Source organism: Chryseobacterium sp. MYb264 (genome assembly GCF_035974275.1).
Lineage (GTDB): Bacteria > Bacteroidota > Bacteroidia > Flavobacteriales > Weeksellaceae > Chryseobacterium.
On the sequence record NZ_CP142422.1, the window covers coordinates 4954589 to 4973170 of the forward strand.

At 34.8% G+C, this 18582-nt stretch carries 16 protein-coding genes and 1 riboswitch; of the genes, 6 read left to right on the forward strand and 10 right to left on the reverse strand.

The features are described 5' to 3' along the window. The first annotated feature begins 1542 nt into the window (after positions 1-1542). A complete protein-coding gene (locus VUJ46_RS21725) occupies positions 1543-3192 on the forward strand; it encodes an NUMOD4 domain-containing protein (protein ID WP_326982743.1) in 1650 nt (549 codons plus the stop codon). 1831 nt (positions 3193-5023) lie between these two features. Here VUJ46_RS21725 and VUJ46_RS21730 read toward each other — a convergent pair. From VUJ46_RS21730 to VUJ46_RS21745, 4 genes are all read right to left on the reverse strand, one after another. Beyond that, positions 5024-5464: a PaaI family thioesterase gene (locus VUJ46_RS21730; RefSeq protein ID WP_326982744.1), complete on the reverse strand. Its 441-nt coding sequence runs from the start codon at positions 5462-5464 to the stop codon at positions 5024-5026. Between the two features lie 38 nt (positions 5465-5502). Continuing rightward, positions 5503-6099, reverse strand: coding sequence for a 1-acyl-sn-glycerol-3-phosphate acyltransferase (locus VUJ46_RS21735; protein WP_326982745.1), 597 nt, complete (start codon positions 6097-6099; stop codon positions 5503-5505). A gap of 305 nt (positions 6100-6404) precedes the next feature. Then, a complete protein-coding gene (locus VUJ46_RS21740; protein ID WP_326982746.1) occupies positions 6405-8132 on the reverse strand; it encodes a PspC domain-containing protein in 1728 nt (575 codons plus the stop codon). An 11-nt stretch (positions 8133-8143) separates the two neighbouring features. Then, positions 8144-8473 (reverse strand): PadR family transcriptional regulator, encoded by a 330-nt coding sequence (locus tag VUJ46_RS21745; RefSeq protein WP_326982747.1) that lies wholly within the window; start codon positions 8471-8473, stop codon positions 8144-8146. A 300-nt stretch (positions 8474-8773) separates the two neighbouring features. Here VUJ46_RS21745 and VUJ46_RS21750 point away from each other — a divergent pair, with 300 nt between their 5' ends. Next, on the forward strand, positions 8774-9466 hold the full coding sequence (locus VUJ46_RS21750; protein ID WP_326982748.1) for an XAC2610-related protein: 693 nt from the start codon (positions 8774-8776) through the stop codon (positions 9464-9466). Between the two features lie 6 nt (positions 9467-9472). Next, positions 9473-10063: an HD domain-containing protein gene (locus VUJ46_RS21755; protein WP_267405211.1), complete on the forward strand. Its 591-nt coding sequence runs from the start codon at positions 9473-9475 to the stop codon at positions 10061-10063. Positions 10064-10275: 212 nt separating this feature from the next. On the opposite strand, the gene VUJ46_RS21760 is transcribed toward VUJ46_RS21755, so the two are convergent. The 3 genes from VUJ46_RS21760 to VUJ46_RS21770 all read right to left on the reverse strand — a co-directional run bounded on the left by VUJ46_RS21760 (position 10276) and on the right by VUJ46_RS21770 (position 12505). After that, positions 10276-10659 carry an acyl-CoA thioesterase gene (locus tag VUJ46_RS21760; RefSeq protein WP_326982749.1) on the reverse strand — a complete coding sequence of 128 codons (384 nt, stop codon included), beginning with the start codon at positions 10657-10659 and terminating at the stop codon, positions 10276-10278. A gap of 114 nt (positions 10660-10773) precedes the next feature. Continuing rightward, positions 10774-10962: riboswitch (cobalamin riboswitch) on the reverse strand. A gap of 49 nt (positions 10963-11011) precedes the next feature. After that, positions 11012-11812 (reverse strand): hypothetical protein, encoded by an 801-nt coding sequence (locus VUJ46_RS21765; protein ID WP_326982750.1) that lies wholly within the window; start codon positions 11810-11812, stop codon positions 11012-11014. A 30-nt stretch (positions 11813-11842) separates the two neighbouring features. Next, a complete protein-coding gene (locus VUJ46_RS21770) occupies positions 11843-12505 on the reverse strand; it encodes an ATP-binding cassette domain-containing protein (protein WP_326982751.1) in 663 nt (220 codons plus the stop codon). A gap of 389 nt (positions 12506-12894) precedes the next feature. Between VUJ46_RS21770 and VUJ46_RS21775 the strand changes: the two genes are divergently transcribed. Further along, positions 12895-13989: a GEVED domain-containing protein gene (locus VUJ46_RS21775; RefSeq protein WP_326982752.1), complete on the forward strand. Its 1095-nt coding sequence runs from the start codon at positions 12895-12897 to the stop codon at positions 13987-13989. Between the two features lie 54 nt (positions 13990-14043). Here VUJ46_RS21775 and VUJ46_RS21780 read toward each other — a convergent pair whose 3' ends face one another. Both VUJ46_RS21780 and VUJ46_RS21785 read right to left on the reverse strand, forming a co-directional pair. Then, the gene (locus tag VUJ46_RS21780; protein WP_326982753.1) at positions 14044-14532 is read right to left on the reverse strand and encodes a YcxB family protein; all 489 of its coding nucleotides are present in this window, start codon (positions 14530-14532) and stop codon (positions 14044-14046) included. A 9-nt stretch (positions 14533-14541) separates the two neighbouring features. Next, on the reverse strand, positions 14542-16689 hold the full coding sequence (locus VUJ46_RS21785; RefSeq protein ID WP_326982754.1) for an endonuclease MutS2: 2148 nt from the start codon (positions 16687-16689) through the stop codon (positions 14542-14544). A gap of 40 nt (positions 16690-16729) precedes the next feature. Between VUJ46_RS21785 and VUJ46_RS21790 the strand changes: the two genes are divergently transcribed. Both VUJ46_RS21790 and VUJ46_RS21795 read left to right on the forward strand, forming a co-directional pair. Next, the gene (locus tag VUJ46_RS21790) at positions 16730-17290 is read left to right on the forward strand and encodes a GNAT family N-acetyltransferase (RefSeq protein ID WP_326982755.1); all 561 of its coding nucleotides are present in this window, start codon (positions 16730-16732) and stop codon (positions 17288-17290) included. A gap of 157 nt (positions 17291-17447) precedes the next feature. Continuing rightward, positions 17448-18089, forward strand: coding sequence for a uracil-DNA glycosylase (locus VUJ46_RS21795; RefSeq protein WP_326982756.1), 642 nt, complete (start codon positions 17448-17450; stop codon positions 18087-18089). On the opposite strand, the gene VUJ46_RS21800 is transcribed toward VUJ46_RS21795, so the two are convergent. Continuing rightward, positions 18076-18579, reverse strand: coding sequence for a hypothetical protein (locus tag VUJ46_RS21800; protein WP_326982757.1), 504 nt, complete (start codon positions 18577-18579; stop codon positions 18076-18078). The two genes, VUJ46_RS21795 and VUJ46_RS21800, sit on opposite strands and share 14 nt — an antisense overlap. Positions 18580-18582 lie beyond the last annotated feature (3 nt).

The window sequence follows — 18582 nt, forward strand, 5'->3', positions numbered from 1 at the left end:
TGCACTTCTATACAGATCAGTTTTAAGCTTAGATAACTAAATTGTTAAAAAACTTTTGTGACTTTTGACTACGTAGAAATATCATTCATTGACTGAAAGGAGATAATCTTCGATTCGTGGTTTAATTTTTTACCTCGGATTGTCTGATGTTGTTTTTGTTGGTTTTTCGCAAAGCCGCAAAGATATTTCTTAATGCTTTATGTTTTTAAGTCGCAAGGATTTTATCAAAGATAAAATTGAGGGCTGCATATTGCAGCTACGAATTCACAAATATTTTTTATTTTCAGCTGATATCACATATTTAGAACCCATCATTTTCAAAAACTTAAGTGTACTTCTATGCAGCTTAATATTAAGCTTAGATAACTAAATTGTTAAAAAACTTTTGTGACTTTTGACTACGTAGAAATATCATTCATTGACTGAAAGGAGATAATCTTCGATTCGTGGTTTAATTTTTTACCTCGGATTGTCTGATGTTGTTTTTGTTGGTTTTTCGCAAAGCCGCAAAGATATTTCTTAATGCTTTATGTTTTTAAGTCGCAAGGATTTTATCAAAGATAAAATTGAGGGCTGCATATTGCAGCTACGAATTCACAAATATTTTTTATTTTCAGCTGATATCACATATTTAGAACCCATCATTTTCAAAAACTTAAGTGTACTTCTATGCAGCTTAATATTAAGCTTAGATAACTAAATTGTTAAAAAACTTTTGTGACTTTTGACTACGTAGAAATATCATTCATTGACTGAAAGGAGATAATCTTCGATTCGTGGTTTAATTTTTTACCTCGGATTGTCTGATGTTGTTTTTGTTGGTTTTTCGCAAAGCCGCAAAGATATTTCTTAATGCTTTATGTTTTTAAGTCGCAAGGATTTTATCAAAGATAAAATTGAGGGCTGCATATTGCAGCTACGAATTCACAAATATTTTTTATTTTCAGCTGATATCACATATTTAGAACCCATCATTTTCAAAAACTTAAGTGTACTTCTATGCAGCTTAATATTAAGCTTAGATAACTAAAGTGTTAAAAAACTTTTGTGACTTTTGACTACGTTGAAATATCATTCATTGACTGAAAGGAGATAATCTTCGATTCGTGGTTAAATTTTTGCCACAAATGCACGAATATTTTTGTTTCCCACTGATCGCGCAGATTTTCACAGATGCTGCCGCTGATATTTTTTTGCTTACTCTTTGTGGTTTTTCATAAGTAGAACGGCTTTGTGAGACCTAAAAAAGAGCAGTTATCAAAAAACTTGGGAGCCTTGTGTTCAAAAAAAATTCAGAAAGTAAATCTGTATCATTTGAAAAATCTGCGAGAGCAAAAAATAATTTGCGTTTGGATGTTAGATTTATTTTTCAAATTGATTTTAAAAATATAAGTAGAATAAGTAGCAGACAAATTTTAGTAAACTTCAATAAAACGCTCAAATAATTAAACTAAAATGAGAGCTATCTTTGATATTATAAAATTTCATGTTAAATTCGGGGCTGCGTTATATTAAGTAAATTACCAAACAAATTTTCGGTTTATGAAATTACCTACTGAATTAGGAGATGAATATGTAAACACAGTTCTTTCCGATCTCTCTCTGAAAGATCTTCCAAATGAAGAGTGGAAGCTGATAGAAGATTTTGAAAATTATGCTATTTCAAATTATGGACGGGTAAAAAGCTTGGAGCGTTGGGTTCCGCTTCCTGCCGGAGGAGAGCAAAAAATATTGGATAGGATTATGAAGCCGCAATTTTTCAGGTATTTTAATAAACATCTAAAGGCCCATCTTTATAATGTAAGATGTAACCTCTGTATTGAAGGCAGGGTATATGGAAAATCAGTAGCCCGTTTGGTTTACTATCATTTTGTTGAAAAATTTGATATGGATGATCTTTCATTCCGTATGTCCTTTAAAGATGAAAATCGGTTTAATGTACATTTCAGCAATCTGGAGAGGCTAACTAGCGGTGAGGTTCGCAGTAAAGCTCTGAATACGGGCAGAGGAAAGAAAGGGAATTATAAGCAGGCAGTTAGCCAATATACAGTTGATGGAAATTTTGTTGCTACCTACGAAAGTATTTATGCAGCAAGTGAAACTTTGGGGATTCATCCAACCTATATTCTCCCGGTCATCAATAAAAAAAAGACTACCGCAGGAAAATTTAGATGGTTTACAAAAGATACTATGCCCACTAAAGAAGATTTTATCCCTGAAACTAAAAATAAACAGGAAAAAATACTTAATACAAGCCTCTGGACAAAGCTGGGGCAACCACCCATTGATGAGAATAATCCTCCAGCCTGTATGAATTTATCACTAAAGGATCTTTCCGGTGAAATATGGAGGCCGTTTCCTGATCTTGAGCAATATTTTGCCATCTCCAACAAGGGAAGAATAAAGCGACTAAACAGTTGGACGGAGAATAGAAACAAAACTTTTTGGAAAGAGCATATTATATCACTTTTTGTACTGAAGTCTGATAATAAATCATATTATTTCTATACTAAATTAACTTGTAATGGAAAGAGCTACAGCGTAGTCATTACCCGAATGCTTTATTATTGTTTTGTAGAAGAATTTGATCTTAAAAACAAAGATATGGTGATCGTAAACAAGAATGATCCACAATGGGATTTAGATATTTCGAAATTAACCTTACAGTCTACTAATGATATCCTTACAGAAAGGAATAAACTATATGCCACTAAGATAAGAACGATACTTAATTCCAAAGAAGTATTCAATAATTCTCTTTGGGAAAAACTCGGTAAACCAGAGATTAATAAAGAGAATCCACCGGCTATTTTTGATTTGTCTTTGAGCGACTTACCAGATGAACACTGGAAACCATTACCCGGTTTTGAAGGTAAATATGCTATTTCAAATAAAGGAAGAGTAAAACGGTTCAGTGGATGGGGAGTAGGCAATTATTTTTATGGAGAGGAACAGATTATCTCTCTCAATTTAAAGAAGACTGAATCTCCTTCTCTTTATTTTCATATTCATAAGAAGGAAGATGCAAACCCCAAAAGTCTTGTAAGGTTGCTTTACTATTGTTTTGTTGAAGAATTTGATCTGAGGAATACAACGTTGAGGGTGGTTAATGAAAATCAGGGGCTACTGGAGATAGATTTGTCAAAACTGCTATTATGCCCTATGGTAACTGCCTTTAAGAAAAAAAAATAAGATAGGGGATCATTATCAAAACTTGGAGAGAAATTGTTTAGATGTATTTTTTGCCACGAATGTACGAATATTTTTATTATCCACGGATGGCGCAGATTTTTACAGATGCTGCTGTTTCTGTTGGTTTTTCGCAAAGACGCGAAGATTGGTTTAATGCCGTATATTTTTAAGACGCAAGGATTTTATCTAAGATAAAATTGAGGGCTGAACATAATGGCCACGAATGCACGAATATTTTTATTATCCACAGATGGCGCAGATTTTTACAGATGCTGTTGTTTCTGTTGGTTTTTCGCAAAGACGCGAAGATTGGTTTAATGCCGTATATTTTTAAGACGCAAGGATTTTATCTAAGATAAAATTGAGGGCTGAACACAATGGCCACGAATGCACGAATATTTTTATTATCCACGGATGGCGCAGATTTTTACAGATGCTGCTGTTTCTGTTGGTTTTACGCAAAGCCGCAAAGCTATTTTTTAATGCTTTATGTCTTTACGTCGCAAGGATTTTATCAGAGATAAAATGGAGGGGTTTTAATATCGCCACGAATGCACGAATATTCTTATTTCTCACAGATTTCTCATATTTAGAGCCCATCATTAGAAAATCAAAGATTTTCAAAAACTTAGGTGCACTTCTATGCAGCTTAACATTAAGCTTAAATAACTAAAGTGTTAAAAAAACTTTTGTGACTTTTGACTCCGTCGAAATATCATTCATCGACTGAAAGGAGATAATCTTCGATTTGTGGTTAAATTTTTGTCACGAATGCACGAATATTTTTATTTCCCACAGATCGCAGATTTTCCAGATGATGCTGCTGATCTATTTTTACTTAATCTTCGTGATCTTTTACAAGTAGAACGGCTTGGTGAGCCTTAAAAATGGGGAGTTGTCAAAAAACTTGGTGAGCCTTGGTGTTCAATATTTAAAGTGTGAAAAAAGAAACTGCGTCACTTGTAAAATCTACGAGCGTAAAAAAACGTTCTGATGAGCTAAACAATTTTTTTCCAAGTTTTAAGATTGATCGATCTAAAACTGATTCTTATATTAAACCCCTTATAGAACATAAAAAAGATCTCCTTTCGGAGATCTACAAACACAAAATGATGAAAAAAAATTATTTCAGAATCTTCAAATTCTGAAAAATAGCTTATTAAAATAAACTACTACTACTACTTTGAGTGAATAACACTCAACACGTACTAACCGGAAAATCAGAAGTAGCCATTCTGATTTTCATAAACACTACTATGAAATAAAATCTATTTTTCGATTTTACTGATCACGATCCGATCTATGGGGTCACGAGGGTAAAATATTCAATTGTTTTATTGATGCAAAGCTATAGCAAAAACGGGGATCATGCTTTACTACAATTTTACTTCACAGGTTAAGTGTTTGTCAATCAGTTTTTTTATTTTTAACGCTCGCTGTGTTTAAATATACTTTTTTACTTTGTGTATTTCTGAATGTCGGTATTTTTGTGTTTTGTGATGGATTAAGTGGAGGGGCGGACCGTAAAGGGAAGGGGAGGAGTTGATCATTGTAGATCGTATTGGATCCGGGACTAAGGAATTTGATGTTATTTTTTTCAGGAATGTAAAACCTGCTATTTTCGTCGATTTAGATGCCCATCCCTGTGAGCTTTCAGCTTCTTTCTTGCTGTATTTCGTGAATTTCCGATCGTTGGACTGAGGTTATTGTGAGTTAATTTTTGTAAGGGAAGGGGGCCTCTAGACGCCATAACCTATTCCTCAGCAGGAGGATATCGTGCTGAAAAATAAAATGGGTGAGCTGGAGTTGATTCGGTTTTTGGAAAAGAAGCTTATCTTAAAATAATGGTATTGGTCATCGTAGTATGGTTGATCAGTTTTCCTTTTTCATCACGGATCTCGATTTCAGATACGTGCATTGATTTACCTTTTCTGATGAATCTTGCCATAGCGGTTACAATTCCGTCTTTTTTACTTCTTAAATGGTTGGAGTTGATATTGGTTCCCACTCCATAATACTTAGAACCATCGATGAAGATATTAGACAGGCTTGAACCCATTGTTTCTGCCAACACGCAGCTCGCGCCGCCGTGCAAAATGCCGAAAGGCTGGTGAACCTTTGGCTGAACAGGCATTGTTGCAGTCATGGTTTCGTTTTCAAGATCGATATCGATGAATTTTATTTCCAAATTTTTAGCTAAAGTTACTTCACCTCCCCAGCTGTTTAAAAAATGTAATATTTCTTCTTTCGTCTTACCTTCTGTATAGTGCATAATTATTAGTAATGGATAATTGATAATTTTGTTAGCTTCTAGCTTCTAGCTTCTGAATCGTTCCCCATGATATTCGGGTTCCAGTTTTCAGGGATTTTAGGAACAATATCATTTTTAATATAATACTCCTGAATTTCCGTCATGATTTCCGAAAAAGAAGCAGACGCAATTCTTTCATACGGAATGGTATATCCTAGATAAACGATATTTCTTTTGAAATCTCCTGCCGCCAGAACGATCGGGACTTTTGCTGCCAGCGCCATGTGGTAGAAGCCTTTTCTCCACTTAGGAACCCAGCTTCTTGTGCCTTCCGGAGTAATTACGAGGCTGAAATCTTCTTTCGCAAACTGATCAGCAACAAATTTTACCAGATCATTCTTTTGGCTTCTGTCGATCCCGATTCCGCCCAATCCTCGCACCACACTTCCGTACCAGGCTTTGGTATGCGCATCTTTAATGATAATCTTAATTGGTTTTTCTAAAGACCAGTAGGCAAGGTTTCCTAAAATATATTCCATATTATGGGTGTGGGGTGCCACCACAAGGATACAACGGTTAAGACTGTTTGCATCGCCTTGTAGAACGACCTTCCAGCCCAATAATTTTAGCATTGCTTTGCCGATTAGTTTTTTCATAGATCTCGTATTAAAACAGAAAAGTATAACCAAACTTTGGTTATACTTTACAAATATATTGAAATATTATTGCTCTTAAAACAAACCGCTGATTAAATCTACGATTTTCATTACTATTTCCAGGGCTACTTGTACCATTTGTTTATGTTTTTGATTTGGGTTATTAATTTTGTACGAATATACTATAATTTTCTGATATACAGTGATTAAAAATTATATTTTTTTCATGGTCGTGAGAGAAGAAGTGTGTGAACTTCAAACGGTTGGGTCTTCCGTTCACACCTTCTGCCACTCTCTGCAGTTTATTATTTGGTCTTTATAGAAATTTCGTTTTTACCTTCGTTTACTTTGATGTCTACATTTTTGCCTTTCATATGTTTAATGTTGCTTTTCATAGAATCAATTATCTGATCTGCCTGGTTGCTCGGAACTTTTTTCCCGTTAATAATGATGCTGTCGCTGTCGTCGTCATCAGAACTGTACTCAATCGTAGAACCATTTACGGTGATCTTGTTTTTTTCAATTCTTATGTTACCGTCTTCATCTCTGTCCTGATCATTATCGTTGATTCCGTCTCCGTTCAGATCTCCATCGAAATCAATTCCGTCTTTCTTTACAGGTATTACGATTGCTTTTGAAGGAATGACCAATTCATAATCAATATTATAATCTCTGAAACGGTGCTCGTAAGGATACTTGATGTAGTTTGGAAGAATGACTTTGTTGTTTACAATTTCTACCGGAATATTCACGTTTAGTGGAAGATTATATCCCTTCGCTTCTTTTTTAATAATTAAATAAGGTGTAGGAATATTCGCTTTTCTGGTAACTTCTACATGTACCCAATCTCTTTTGTATACAGATACTTTATCAGAATAAAGATCATCATCATATCCTTTAAAGTTGGAAGGAATCGTGATCTGTTTTACATCTACATACAAAGTATCAGATTTTGTACTGATCGCAATTTCTTCCGTATCTTCTTTATGGCCTTTCAGGAACATCTCTTTTTTCGCCATACTGAATCCGAAGTACGTACCCAAAGCAATCAGGGCAAGGAATAATGCGCCGATAACCCAACCTGTATTTCTTAATTTTGTTTTAGGTGAAATTAATTTAATACTTATCAATCCAAATAACATGGCGGGCAGTAAACTTCCTAATGTAATTAAGGCCATGATCACGTATTTCATGCTGTCATTATCGAAATAGAAATTCATTTCGCTGATCGGAGGGAAGTCACTGTCTGCGCCCATGAAACCGAACACTACAAAGACTCCGATTAAGCAAGAAATAGAGATGAATGCGAAGATTCCTCCTAACACGTAACGGATCACATTCCAGATTCCGCTGCTTGCGTTATTGATGTAAGGCTTGTTTTCGATGAATATTTCTCCGACCCTCTGAGTAGATTCATTGGCGAATTGTACCAATTTATTAGACTCATTCTTAAGATTGTCGAAGTTCATAGGCTTTCCCTGCATTTTCAGGAAATCTGCCGCAGATTCAGCTTTTGGTAAAACGGCCCAAAGGATAACGTAAAGTAAGAAAACTAAAGAGGAAGAAACGGCTGCTGTGAAAGCTCCTAAGACAAAAACTCCAAGCCAGATCGCTCTCATTGCCGTAATGTCCATTCCTACATATTGTGCTAAACCTGCACATACTCCGGCAATTTTCTGCTTTTCAGGATCACGGAATAATTGTTTTTTGTCGCTGTATCCTGCTCCTGAGTTGCTTTTTTTCGAAGAGTTTTTTTCAGAATAATAAGCTTCTTCCTGTTCTTCAATTTTTTCCGGTGTTCCAATTTGTGCAATTACCTTCTCTACATCAGAATCATTGATGACTTCACGTTTTCCCAAAGAATCTTTGAAGATTTCTACCATTCTGATTTCTATGTCATGCATTACCTCATCGGCTTCCGAAGCTTCCAGAGAGCTTCTCAGTGCGTTCAGGTAATCGCTAAGCTTGATATATGCATGCTCTTCTATGGTAAAAGAAAAACCTGCGAGTCCTATTGAGAGTGTTTTGTTCATAGCTTTGTTTTTTAATTTTTTTGAGTGATTTGGTTTACTGAATCGGTCAGCTCGGCCCAGGTATTCTGAAGTTCAGTCAAAAACAGTTTACCTTTTTCAGTGATCTGATAATATTTTCTTGGGGGCCCTCCGGTAGATTCTTCCCATCTGTAAGATAAAAATTCTCCGTTTTTTAATCTTGTTAAAAGAGGGTAGAGGGTTCCTTCCACTACATCCAGTTTTCCTTTTTTCAGTTCATCTATAAGGTCGGAAACATACATTTCACGATGATTGATAAGACTTAAAATACAGAATTCCAGAATCCCTTTTCGCATTTGCGCTTTGGTATTTTCAGTATTCATCTTTAATAAGTTTTGTTAATTAGTTATATACTAAAAACCGATTTACATTCCTAGCTAGTTGAACCTATTTCGATTTTACATTACAAAGATATGTAATTAAAATGGTATTATGCAATACAAAGTAGTGTTATTTTAAAAATAAAATGTTTAATTAATTGTAAATCAATGCAATAAATTTTAATTGAAAATTACTGAAGGTTTATATTAAATGAAAAATGGCTTTAAAAACTGTATTTTTTTGTACTTTTGTCTTGAAAACGCCGGAGATTTTTCGGTAAAATAATGTAAAAAATACCTGAAATGACTTATTTTAAATTTTTATTACCCCTGTTGCTGGCCGGAACTTCGGTTTTTGCTCAATATAAAATAGAATTAAAAAATATCTCGCCCAATTATCAGGCAAAGATCAGCATGGAAGACTGCTCTGGTGATGAATGCCGCGGAGAAGCAACTATTGAACTGATCAATAATGCAACAAAGAAAGTGCAGAACTTTACTTCAGGTAATTTTACTTTCTATATAAAAGATCAGCCGGCTCCCGTGAAGGGGCAGTTATCAACTGTTACCTTTGATGCATTAATGGAAAGTCCTGTTATTATCGACGATTTTAATTTTGACGGTACAGAAGATGTTGCGATACGAAATGGCAGTTTAGGAAATTACGGTGCACCTTCTTATGATGTCTATGTGTATAATATGACTCAAAAGAAGTTTGTTCCGAGCAAAGAACTTACAGAGCTTGCGAGTAATTATCTCGGATTTTTTGAGGTTGATCCTGAAAGAAAGCGTTTGATTGTTTACGGAAAATCCGGTGCCGCATTTCATTATACCGCAGAATATGCGGTAGTTCCGGGGAAGGGATTACTGAGAGTATTTGAAGTGGAAGAAGATGCAAGCGGTGGCGAAAAAGTAAAAGTAACCAAAAAAGAACTTATTAATCATAAATGGATAAAAACGGTTAAAAATTATCCCATTGAAGAATATTATAAATAATATAGAATGAAGATACAGAAGGAAATAGATTTTATTCTGGCGGTAGATGCCTTAAAAAATGTACAGAGAAGAAATTACAATGCAGATGATTCCAGAAGGGAAAACACCGCGGAACATTCATGGCAGATTATTATTCTGGCTCAGATTCTTTTCCCTTATGCCAAGAACAGGGCAGATATTGATCTTTTGAGAGTGATCAGGATGTTGTCTATTCATGATTTGGTAGAAATTGAAGCCGGAGATACTTTTCTTTTTGATGAAGCCGGAATGGTGGGCAAATTTGAAAGAGAAAAGGTATCTGCCCAAAATATATTCGGAATTTTAGATGAACCTTTAAGAACTGAGTTTTTCAATCTTTGGCTTGAATTTGAAGAAGAAAAAACTCCGGATGCTATTTTTGCCTGCGCTATCGACCGGATTATGCCTTTTATCCTTAATTCTCATACTTCCGGAAAAAGTTGGACTGAAGCTGGTGTTACCGAAAAACAAATCAGAAATATGCTGGAGAATGCAATCAGCAGAGCTTCAGATGAAATGGGAGAGGCTTTCCAAACATTATTGAATTTGAGCTTGGAAACTGAAAAGGTGTTGAGGTAAGTTTTTTAACAGAATATATCTTATTTCTCCAAGGATTGCATAGATGATTATATTTCAATTTTTAATAAAAGAAAATATTCTCTATCATTTGTGAATTCGTGGCAGAAAAAAATAAAAAAATCGGCGGGCAAAGACCCGCCGAAATTGCTTTAAAAAAACATTTTTGAAAATATTGAGCTCAGACCGCTAAAAGCAGTCCAAACATTTCTTCTTTATAGAATTTGAATTGGTTTTTTGAATTCATCGATCGCTACAAAAGTAAAATCTCCCACAATGGCTTTTTCCTTTTCATAAGAATACATTTGTTCTGTATAGATCTCAACGTTGACTTTCATACTTGTTTTTCCTACATGAGAAACTTTTCCTACCAGCTCCACAATGGTTCCCGCAGGAATAGGCTTTTTAAAATCTATTTTATCACTGCTCACTGTTACTACACGTTTTCTTGCAAATCGGGTCGCCGTAATAAAAGCCACTTCATCCATCAGCTGCATCGCTGTACCTCCGAAAAGAGTATCGTAATGATTGGTCGTATTAGGAAAAACCGCTTTGAAAATTCTGGTTTCGGATGTTTCAATTCTTTCTTCTGTAGTCATATTTCATTATTAAATTAAGGCAAAATGAAATAATATCAAACAACAGAATAATGACAGGAACATGAGAATTCCTGAAACATCCATCAGATCAATAAAACTTCAAATCGCGAAAGTTTTTTGTTTAAGAAAAAGGCAGGTCTCCTGACTCGTAACATCATTTATCTCCTTCCCATCTCGCCTCGCAGCGAAACAGTGGACTTTTGATAAAGACTTCAGTTACTTACAGTTGCGCGACAGTTCGTGATTTTCACACGATTCCCTTTTCATCTGCAGCTAAGCAGAACCTATTTCTGAAAAAGCAATCTGCTTTTCCGGGTGCAAAAATAAGGATAAAAACAGTAGAAAATAAGATTTATTCCGGATTATTATAAATTATTTGGTTGATGGCTCTTCCTTTATTGATGCTCCAGAGCGTGGTATAACGATTTTCACCGGAACCATTGATCATGTAAAGGAAAATATGATCGTCATCAAGCGCTGTTACTCCGATGTTTTCAAAATCCATAGAAGGCTGGAAGAGATTTTTAATCGCTTCTCTCACAAATACAGAACCTCTTCCCGGCTGTTGCACACGAATTGATTTTATCTCCATCATCCCTTCAGGAATTTCGTTGCCAATTCCCCAAGGTTTTACTTTATCAACCGTCAGAATTTTCCCGCTGGCATCTTTTTCCTGTCTTTTAAGATGAGCATACGAAGGATAAACATCAATAATAACCTTTGTTCTTTGGTTAGTCAGGATTTTAGGATTGGTATTATCTGTAAAAATTAATGATCTCCCGTTTTTAGATTTTGAAGGCGTAAATTTTGGAAGCTGATCGATAAAAGCCACACGCTCTTTATTCACCATTCCTTCTTTATTCAGGCTGTCATATCTTACGAAAGGCTTTTCAGAGTCTTGTTTTTCAGGATATTTAATCCAGATCCATTCCGTTTCTCCAGGCGCAGGTTTTACATAAACAAAAACATCTCCTGTTTTCATACGGATCTTATCAATGATTTTTCTATAATCATCTTTATGAACGCGTACCATCGCATAACCTTCCTGAGCTTTTACCACGCCAAAAGGTACTTTCGTCTGACCTTTTACAAAAGCTAAAGAAAATAAACTGAAAACAGATAAATAAAGTGCCTTGTTTACGGAAATCATCATGAATTTTTTTTGAATGTTCAAATATATAAATTAAATACTTTTCGGAAGATAATTCATCTGTTGCAATTCCTTTAAATCTTTAATTTTTTTAAGATACGTATTTGAAATCACGTATACTTCATCCGAAATGCTAAGAACTTCTTTAAAATGGTGATCTGAAATAATAATTCCTTTATGTTGGGATCTTTGCGTAATTCGTTTTTGAATTTCGTAGATAATTTTTGGCGAAAGTGCATTAAATGGTTCATCCAGTAAGATAAATTCGGCATCAGCATAAAGAATCAGTAAAACTTCAATTAATCTGGTTTCTCCACCTGAAAGATGAGCAACTGTTTCATTCAGAAAGGGTGTTATAAGACCAGACTTATACAAAAAATGTCTATCCTCTTCAGTACAGAAAAGTTTTATTAAGTTTTTAATCTTTATATTTTTTGGTAGAAAAGGGTGTTGTGGTAAATAGGCAATCTTTCCTTTTCTGTCGAACTGATTGGCGAGAATCTTAGTATTTACTTTTATAAATTGGTTGTCTCCCTGTTCAATTCCGAAAATAATCTTCAGAAGGGTAGATTTTCCGGTTCCGTTTCTTCCTAATAGTGCTATCGTTTTTCCGCTTTCACATTCCAAATATATATCACTTAGGATTTTTTTTTCGCCAAATGACTTAGTTACACTATCAACATAAAGTTTACTCATAACAATTTGGTGAAAATATTAATGAAAAAAGCTGTAGATAAGGTTAAAGTCCAAAGAAACCGTTTTGAAAACCCGAAATTAGCAAAAAAATAATATTCATCTTTTTTTCTTAATTCATAAATTAAATAATGAAGCGTAGGTAATAGAATGAAAAAGCATAATCCAAAATTTTCAATAGTAAAGGTAGTTATTGCACAAATAAATCCTGAAAATAAAAAAGAAGGAATAATAAGTTTTAAATAAAAAATGCTAAGAATTTGGAGATTTTTAATCATGATTAAATGTAAAATACAGATAAATTTATGAAATATAAATTAATATGGTGAAAATGTAATAAATATTTGAATTTTTTGCTTTATTTTTAAATTAATTTTAAAACCATGAAAAATATGACGAAAAATCTATTCTATATATTCCTTTTTTTATCAGGAATTTCTTTTTTCCAAAGTAAAGTTAAAATTACGGAAGAACCAAGATCGGCTTTTTTCCGTGACACCAATGTTCCGCTCAATGTTCAGGTATCCAATATCACACTCACTTCAGGCACTGTAACATGGACTGCAGATCCTAACACTCCAGATAATGCCGTAAGATTTAGATTAGTAGGATCAACAACTTGGTCGGTTGTTACCAGTCTGTCAGGTCAATCCGCTTTTAGTATGGTAGGATTAACACCTTGTACAGCATACGAAGTGCAGGTTGCCAAAATTTGTTCTGTGGTAGGAACCTGGTCTGAACCTATTATTTTCACAACCTCACTAAATTACTGCGCAAGTAATTCCACAAATAATAATGTGGTGCATATTTCTAATATTACCTTCAGTGCAACAGGTTTTCCGGCTATGATAAGCAATTCCGGAGCTTCACTGTATACAGACTACCGTCCGGATCCGGCGCGTCACATCAGTGCTAATATAGGAACTACCGGGAATACACTGGCCGTTAGCAGAACATGGAATGGTACACCAACTCCTTTTAGAGTACAGGCCTGGATCGATTTTAATGCTAATGGAATTTTTGATAATTCAGAAATGGTAATGAATACGAATTCCGGAACATCGCCCATTGTAACGAGTTCATTTAGCATTCCGGCGCTTGCATTTACGGGGACTAACAATGCGGTGTGCGGAACGGTCATGAGGGTTATTGTTTCACCGGAAATTATCAGCAACGGATGCGGAACTTTCGCAGAAGGTGAAGTGGAAGATTACGGAATTACATTCTCAAGCAGTTTCTTATCTACAAATGAAGTCAGCAAGAAAAATGAAGTGACGATTTATCCCAATCCAGCCTCGGAAATTCTTCATGTATCAGGAATTATCGCCAATGCAAATTTTGAAATTTATAATGTTTTGGGACAAAAAGTAGATGAAGGAACGGTCTCTAATAATAAAATTAATCTGCACAATATGACAAGAGGAAATTATTTTCTTCATGTAAAAGATAAAGATCAGTCAGTTCAATTAAAATTCATCAAAAAGTAAATAAAACAAAAGAGAGTGTCCATAAACCATAAACACTCTCTTTTTATTTTTAAATTAATCGTTTCTTAATTTTGACCGTACTTTATTATTTTTCACAATATTTCGGAATTCTAAAATCTGATCTTTCGTGAAAAACTTTTTCGGAACGATATTCATGATCTGAGCCGTTTGGTAGATCAAAAACCAGTCTTTCTTTTCTTTCACTTTATAAACCGTATTCCAGGCAAATTCTGAATCGAAGGTTTCTCCTTTAGATTGAATGTTTTCATTTGTAAACGTATAAGAAATATTTTCCTGAATCATTTGGTTTGAATAAAAAATTTTCCTTACGCTGAAATACGTTCTGATAATGATAAATACAAAAAATATCAGCAACCAGACGGATGATGACTCCAGAAATTCCCGATTGTCATTATCTGCATTGTAGTAATTGATTCCAAAAAAAATCAATGCGATTATAGGAAATACAATGATTCGTATTAATGAATTTTTTAAATTAAACATCAAAAAATCCTTGAAAACGATTCGTGTTTCTACCGTCATTATTAAAAATTAAATTCTTTCCAGCTCATCTGCATCAATCGTTGTCTTGAACGTGCCATAATTCACGATCACCTTATTTCTGGAAATTTTCTCAATCGTTCCGACACTTGTACTTCCTGAAATTCTTACACGTTGTCCCACTTTCATCCAAAGAGCGCGGTCGGTTTTACGTTTTTCTTCAAGCTTTTCGTTGGTCTCCGTGATTTTTTCAATCACTTCTTCTTTCTTCAGCTGTTGCGTAATTTTTCTTTTGACCACCTGAAGTCGCTTGCTTTCATCTTTATCAGCTCCGATTTTTCTGAACTTTTCCTGTTCCAGAATTTTTACGAAATCTTTCACCACATCTTTCCTCGATTTGCCTTTCACATAGCTGTCGATAAACGATTCGATCTTCGTTCCGAACTGAAGTTTACGGTGTTCTTCTTCATACAGTTTCTGGAAATTGAATAGCTTTTGTTGAAGCTGCTCATTCAGTTTTTGCAGATTATCACGCTTGTCTTCAACGGATTCTTTTCTTTCGGCAAGATCAGTTTTTAGTTTTTCAACTTCGTATTTTTCCTGTTGAAGTTTTACGATCGTTTTATCCAGATTCACAATATCATGCTCCACTTTTTTCTTCGCAGAATGAATAATAAATCTCGGAATTTTATTCTTTTCCGCAACTTCAAAAGTAAATGAACTTCCGGCTTGTCCCACTTCCAGTTTGTACATCGGCTCCAGCGTTTCTTCGTTAAATAACATTGCTGCATTTTCTGCGTGGGGAAGCTGTTCTATAACCAATTTGATGTTGGTGTAATGCGTTGTAATGATGGCAAAACTTTTCTTATCATAGAAAAATTCAAGGAAACTTTCTGCCAAAGCACCACCCAATTCCGGATCGGAACCTGTTCCAAATTCATCGATGAGTAACAACGTTTCTGCATCAGCTTCACGAATGATTCCGCCCATTTTCTTCAATCTTGATGAATAGGTCGAAAGGTGATTTTCAATAGATTGATTATCACCAATATCCGTCATGATTTTATCAAAGAAAAACATTTCGGATTTCGGGTGCGTCGGAACCAAAATTCCACTTTGGATCATCAATTGAAGCAATCCAACGGTTTTCAGCGTGATTGATTTTCCTCCCGCATTCGGTCCGGAAATACAGATAATTCTGTTTTGATCGGTTAAAGTCAGGGTTTGAGAGAAAATCGTTTTGTTTTCCGCTTTATTTCTTAAAAATAATAAAGGATGGAAAGCTTCTCTTAATCTTAACGTTCTGTGACGATTGATTTTCGGTAAAACTCCGTTAATCAGCTCAGCAAATTTTGCTTTAGCTCTCGTTAAATCGAGATCGAAAATATACTTCTGATATCTCCAAAGCTGAGGTTGAAATTCAGCCAATTCTGCGGTTAATTTTCTCAGAACTTTATCAATTTCCTTTTTCTCTTCTTCTTCGCTTTCTTTTAATTTGAAGTAATGTTTTACTACAGAATCCGGTTGCATGTAAGTGATTGAACCTGTTTTTGAAAGTCCTAAAACTCGCCCTGCGACTCTTTTCTTATAGGCAGATTTTACCGCCAACACTCTTTGATCGTCAATAATCGTTTCGCGAATATCATCCAAAAAATCACTTTGCCCATAATTGAACAAAGCGCGGTTGAAATTTTCAGTAATTGCTTTTTTAGCGTGTTGAATTTCTGTCCTTAATCCTTTTAAAATAGGAGAAGCTTCACTTTTTACTTCACCAAATCGGTTAAAAACTTTATCAACTTTATCAATAATCTCTTTTTTGAATTCCAACACAGAAACATCCTGAATTAAGGTAGGAAAAGTTTCAGGCATGGTGGGGAAAAACTTCTGCAGTTTCCCGATTTGCTCCGTGATGGTTTTGATTCTGATGAAAGCGTTGTTCTCAAGACGGTAATTCTCGATCAGCATTAGCTTAAGCTCACTTTCAATATCTTCATATTCATCAAACGGAATCGCATTTGAACTTTCAAAACTCGACAAATATTCGGACGTTTTTTTCAATGAAAGTTCTGCCTCGTCAATTTCCATCGGACGAAGTTGAAGAATTTTTTCTCTCGTTTTCGGAGAATACGCAAAAGGAGAAATTTCCGCGAGCAATTGCGGAAACTCTAATTCGTTTAAATCTTCTTTATTTATATACACAGTGCAAATTTAGTGAGAAAATGTGAATGTTAATTTGTAAATGAGTGAATTTGATGATTTGAAAATATCTATTGATCAGGATTTTTTATATTTGAGCATGAAACTTGAAACCGAAAGATTAGAATTAAAAGGAATCAACGAAAGCTACGTTGAAGATATTTTACGTATTCGAAGCAATGAAGTCGTTAATCAATTTGTTCGAAGAAATTCTCCGAAAAATAATTACGATGCGCTTCAATTTATTTTGACCATTAAAGAGAGAACCCAAAATAACCAAACGTGTTATTGGGGAATTTCTTTAAAGGATCAACCGAATTTGATCGGAACAATTTGTTTGTGGAATTTCTCTGAAGATCGAAAACAAGCGGAAGTCGGTTACGAATTATTACCTGATTATCACAGAAAAGGCATTATGTCTGAAGCTTTAAAAGCTGTTTTAGATTTTGGTTTTAATCATTTACATTTGCAGGAAATTGTTGCGATGACCAATAAGTTTAACGAAAACTCAAAAGGTCTTCTTTTAAAACATGATTTTGTGTTGGAAGAGGGAAGAGAGGATGAAGGTTTTCCTGATAATTTGGTTTTTAGCTTGAAGAAATAACGTTATGTTTATTATTTATACAAAGGAGAAATCTAATTTTTTATTCCTTAAATTTGTTGTTTAATAGAGATTCTCCACTGTGCTTCATTCAGAATGACAGTCTGGCGTTAAAATTGAATTCTCAAATTAAATCATTCTCAAATTTCAAATTAAAAAAATGACCTGGACAGAAATTTTAGCCCCCATAAAAAGCACTCCCTATTTTACCAACCTTTGGGAAAAAGTGAAACAAGAATACGCGACCACAAAAGTTTTTCCACCGAAAAATCAAATTTTTAGAGCACTGGAAATTACACCTTTTGATGATATTGAAGTGGTAATTATCGGGCAAGATCCTTATCATAACGATTATCAGGCGAATGGTTTGTGTTTTTCTGTTTCCGAGCAGGTTGCTGCACCGCCATCCTTAAAAAATATTTTTACAGAATTGAAAGATGATGTTGGCGTTGAAAGAACTTCAAAAGAATTAGACGATTGGGGGAAACAGGGCGTTTTACTGCTAAATGCGACGTTAACCGTTCGCGCACATACACCCAATTCTCATAAAGATCTCGGCTGGGAAACATTTACCAATTTTATCATTAAAGAAATTTCAGATAAAAAAGAAAATGTAGTTTTTGTTCTTTGGGGAGCTTTTGCACAAAAAAAAGCAGAATTCATCGATCCTACTAAGCATTTTATTTTAAAATCGGCGCATCCTTCACCATTTTCTGTCTATAGAGGGTTTTACGGAAGCAAACCTTTTTCAAAAATCAACGAATATTTAATCTCAAAAGGAAAGAAGCCTATCTCATGGTAGGCTTTTGTCCGGTTTTTTTGATGGTAATTCCTATTTTATAATTTCCGTTCAACGCTTTTACGCCATCTTTTGAATCAGGATAGGGGGTAAGTTCCGTTAAGGTAATAGTATATCCATTAAATTCTGCTGATTTAAAATAATTTCTTCCGGCGTTATCTGTTGTGGCAAGATGAAGATTGACCGGCCTTGTTGTAGTGCCCATAACCTGCACATCTGCTACTGCAGCACCTGCCCAGATACAATTGACATCTGCAGGGCAGCGGCTGTCCTCTGAGATTCCTGTAAAGGTGACATTCATTTGGTAGTCTTTTAGAAATTTATTTTCCCCTTCTTTAAAAAAGAGGGTTTCCCCGGTAAGATTCATCGGCTTTACCTTTTTTTCTTTAGTTTCTGAAACTGAAGATTTTGTTGCGGTTGCAGGCTCTTTCTGAGCATTGCAGTTCACTAGTGTTAAAAGTCCTAAACTGAATATAATGGTTTTATATAACATAAC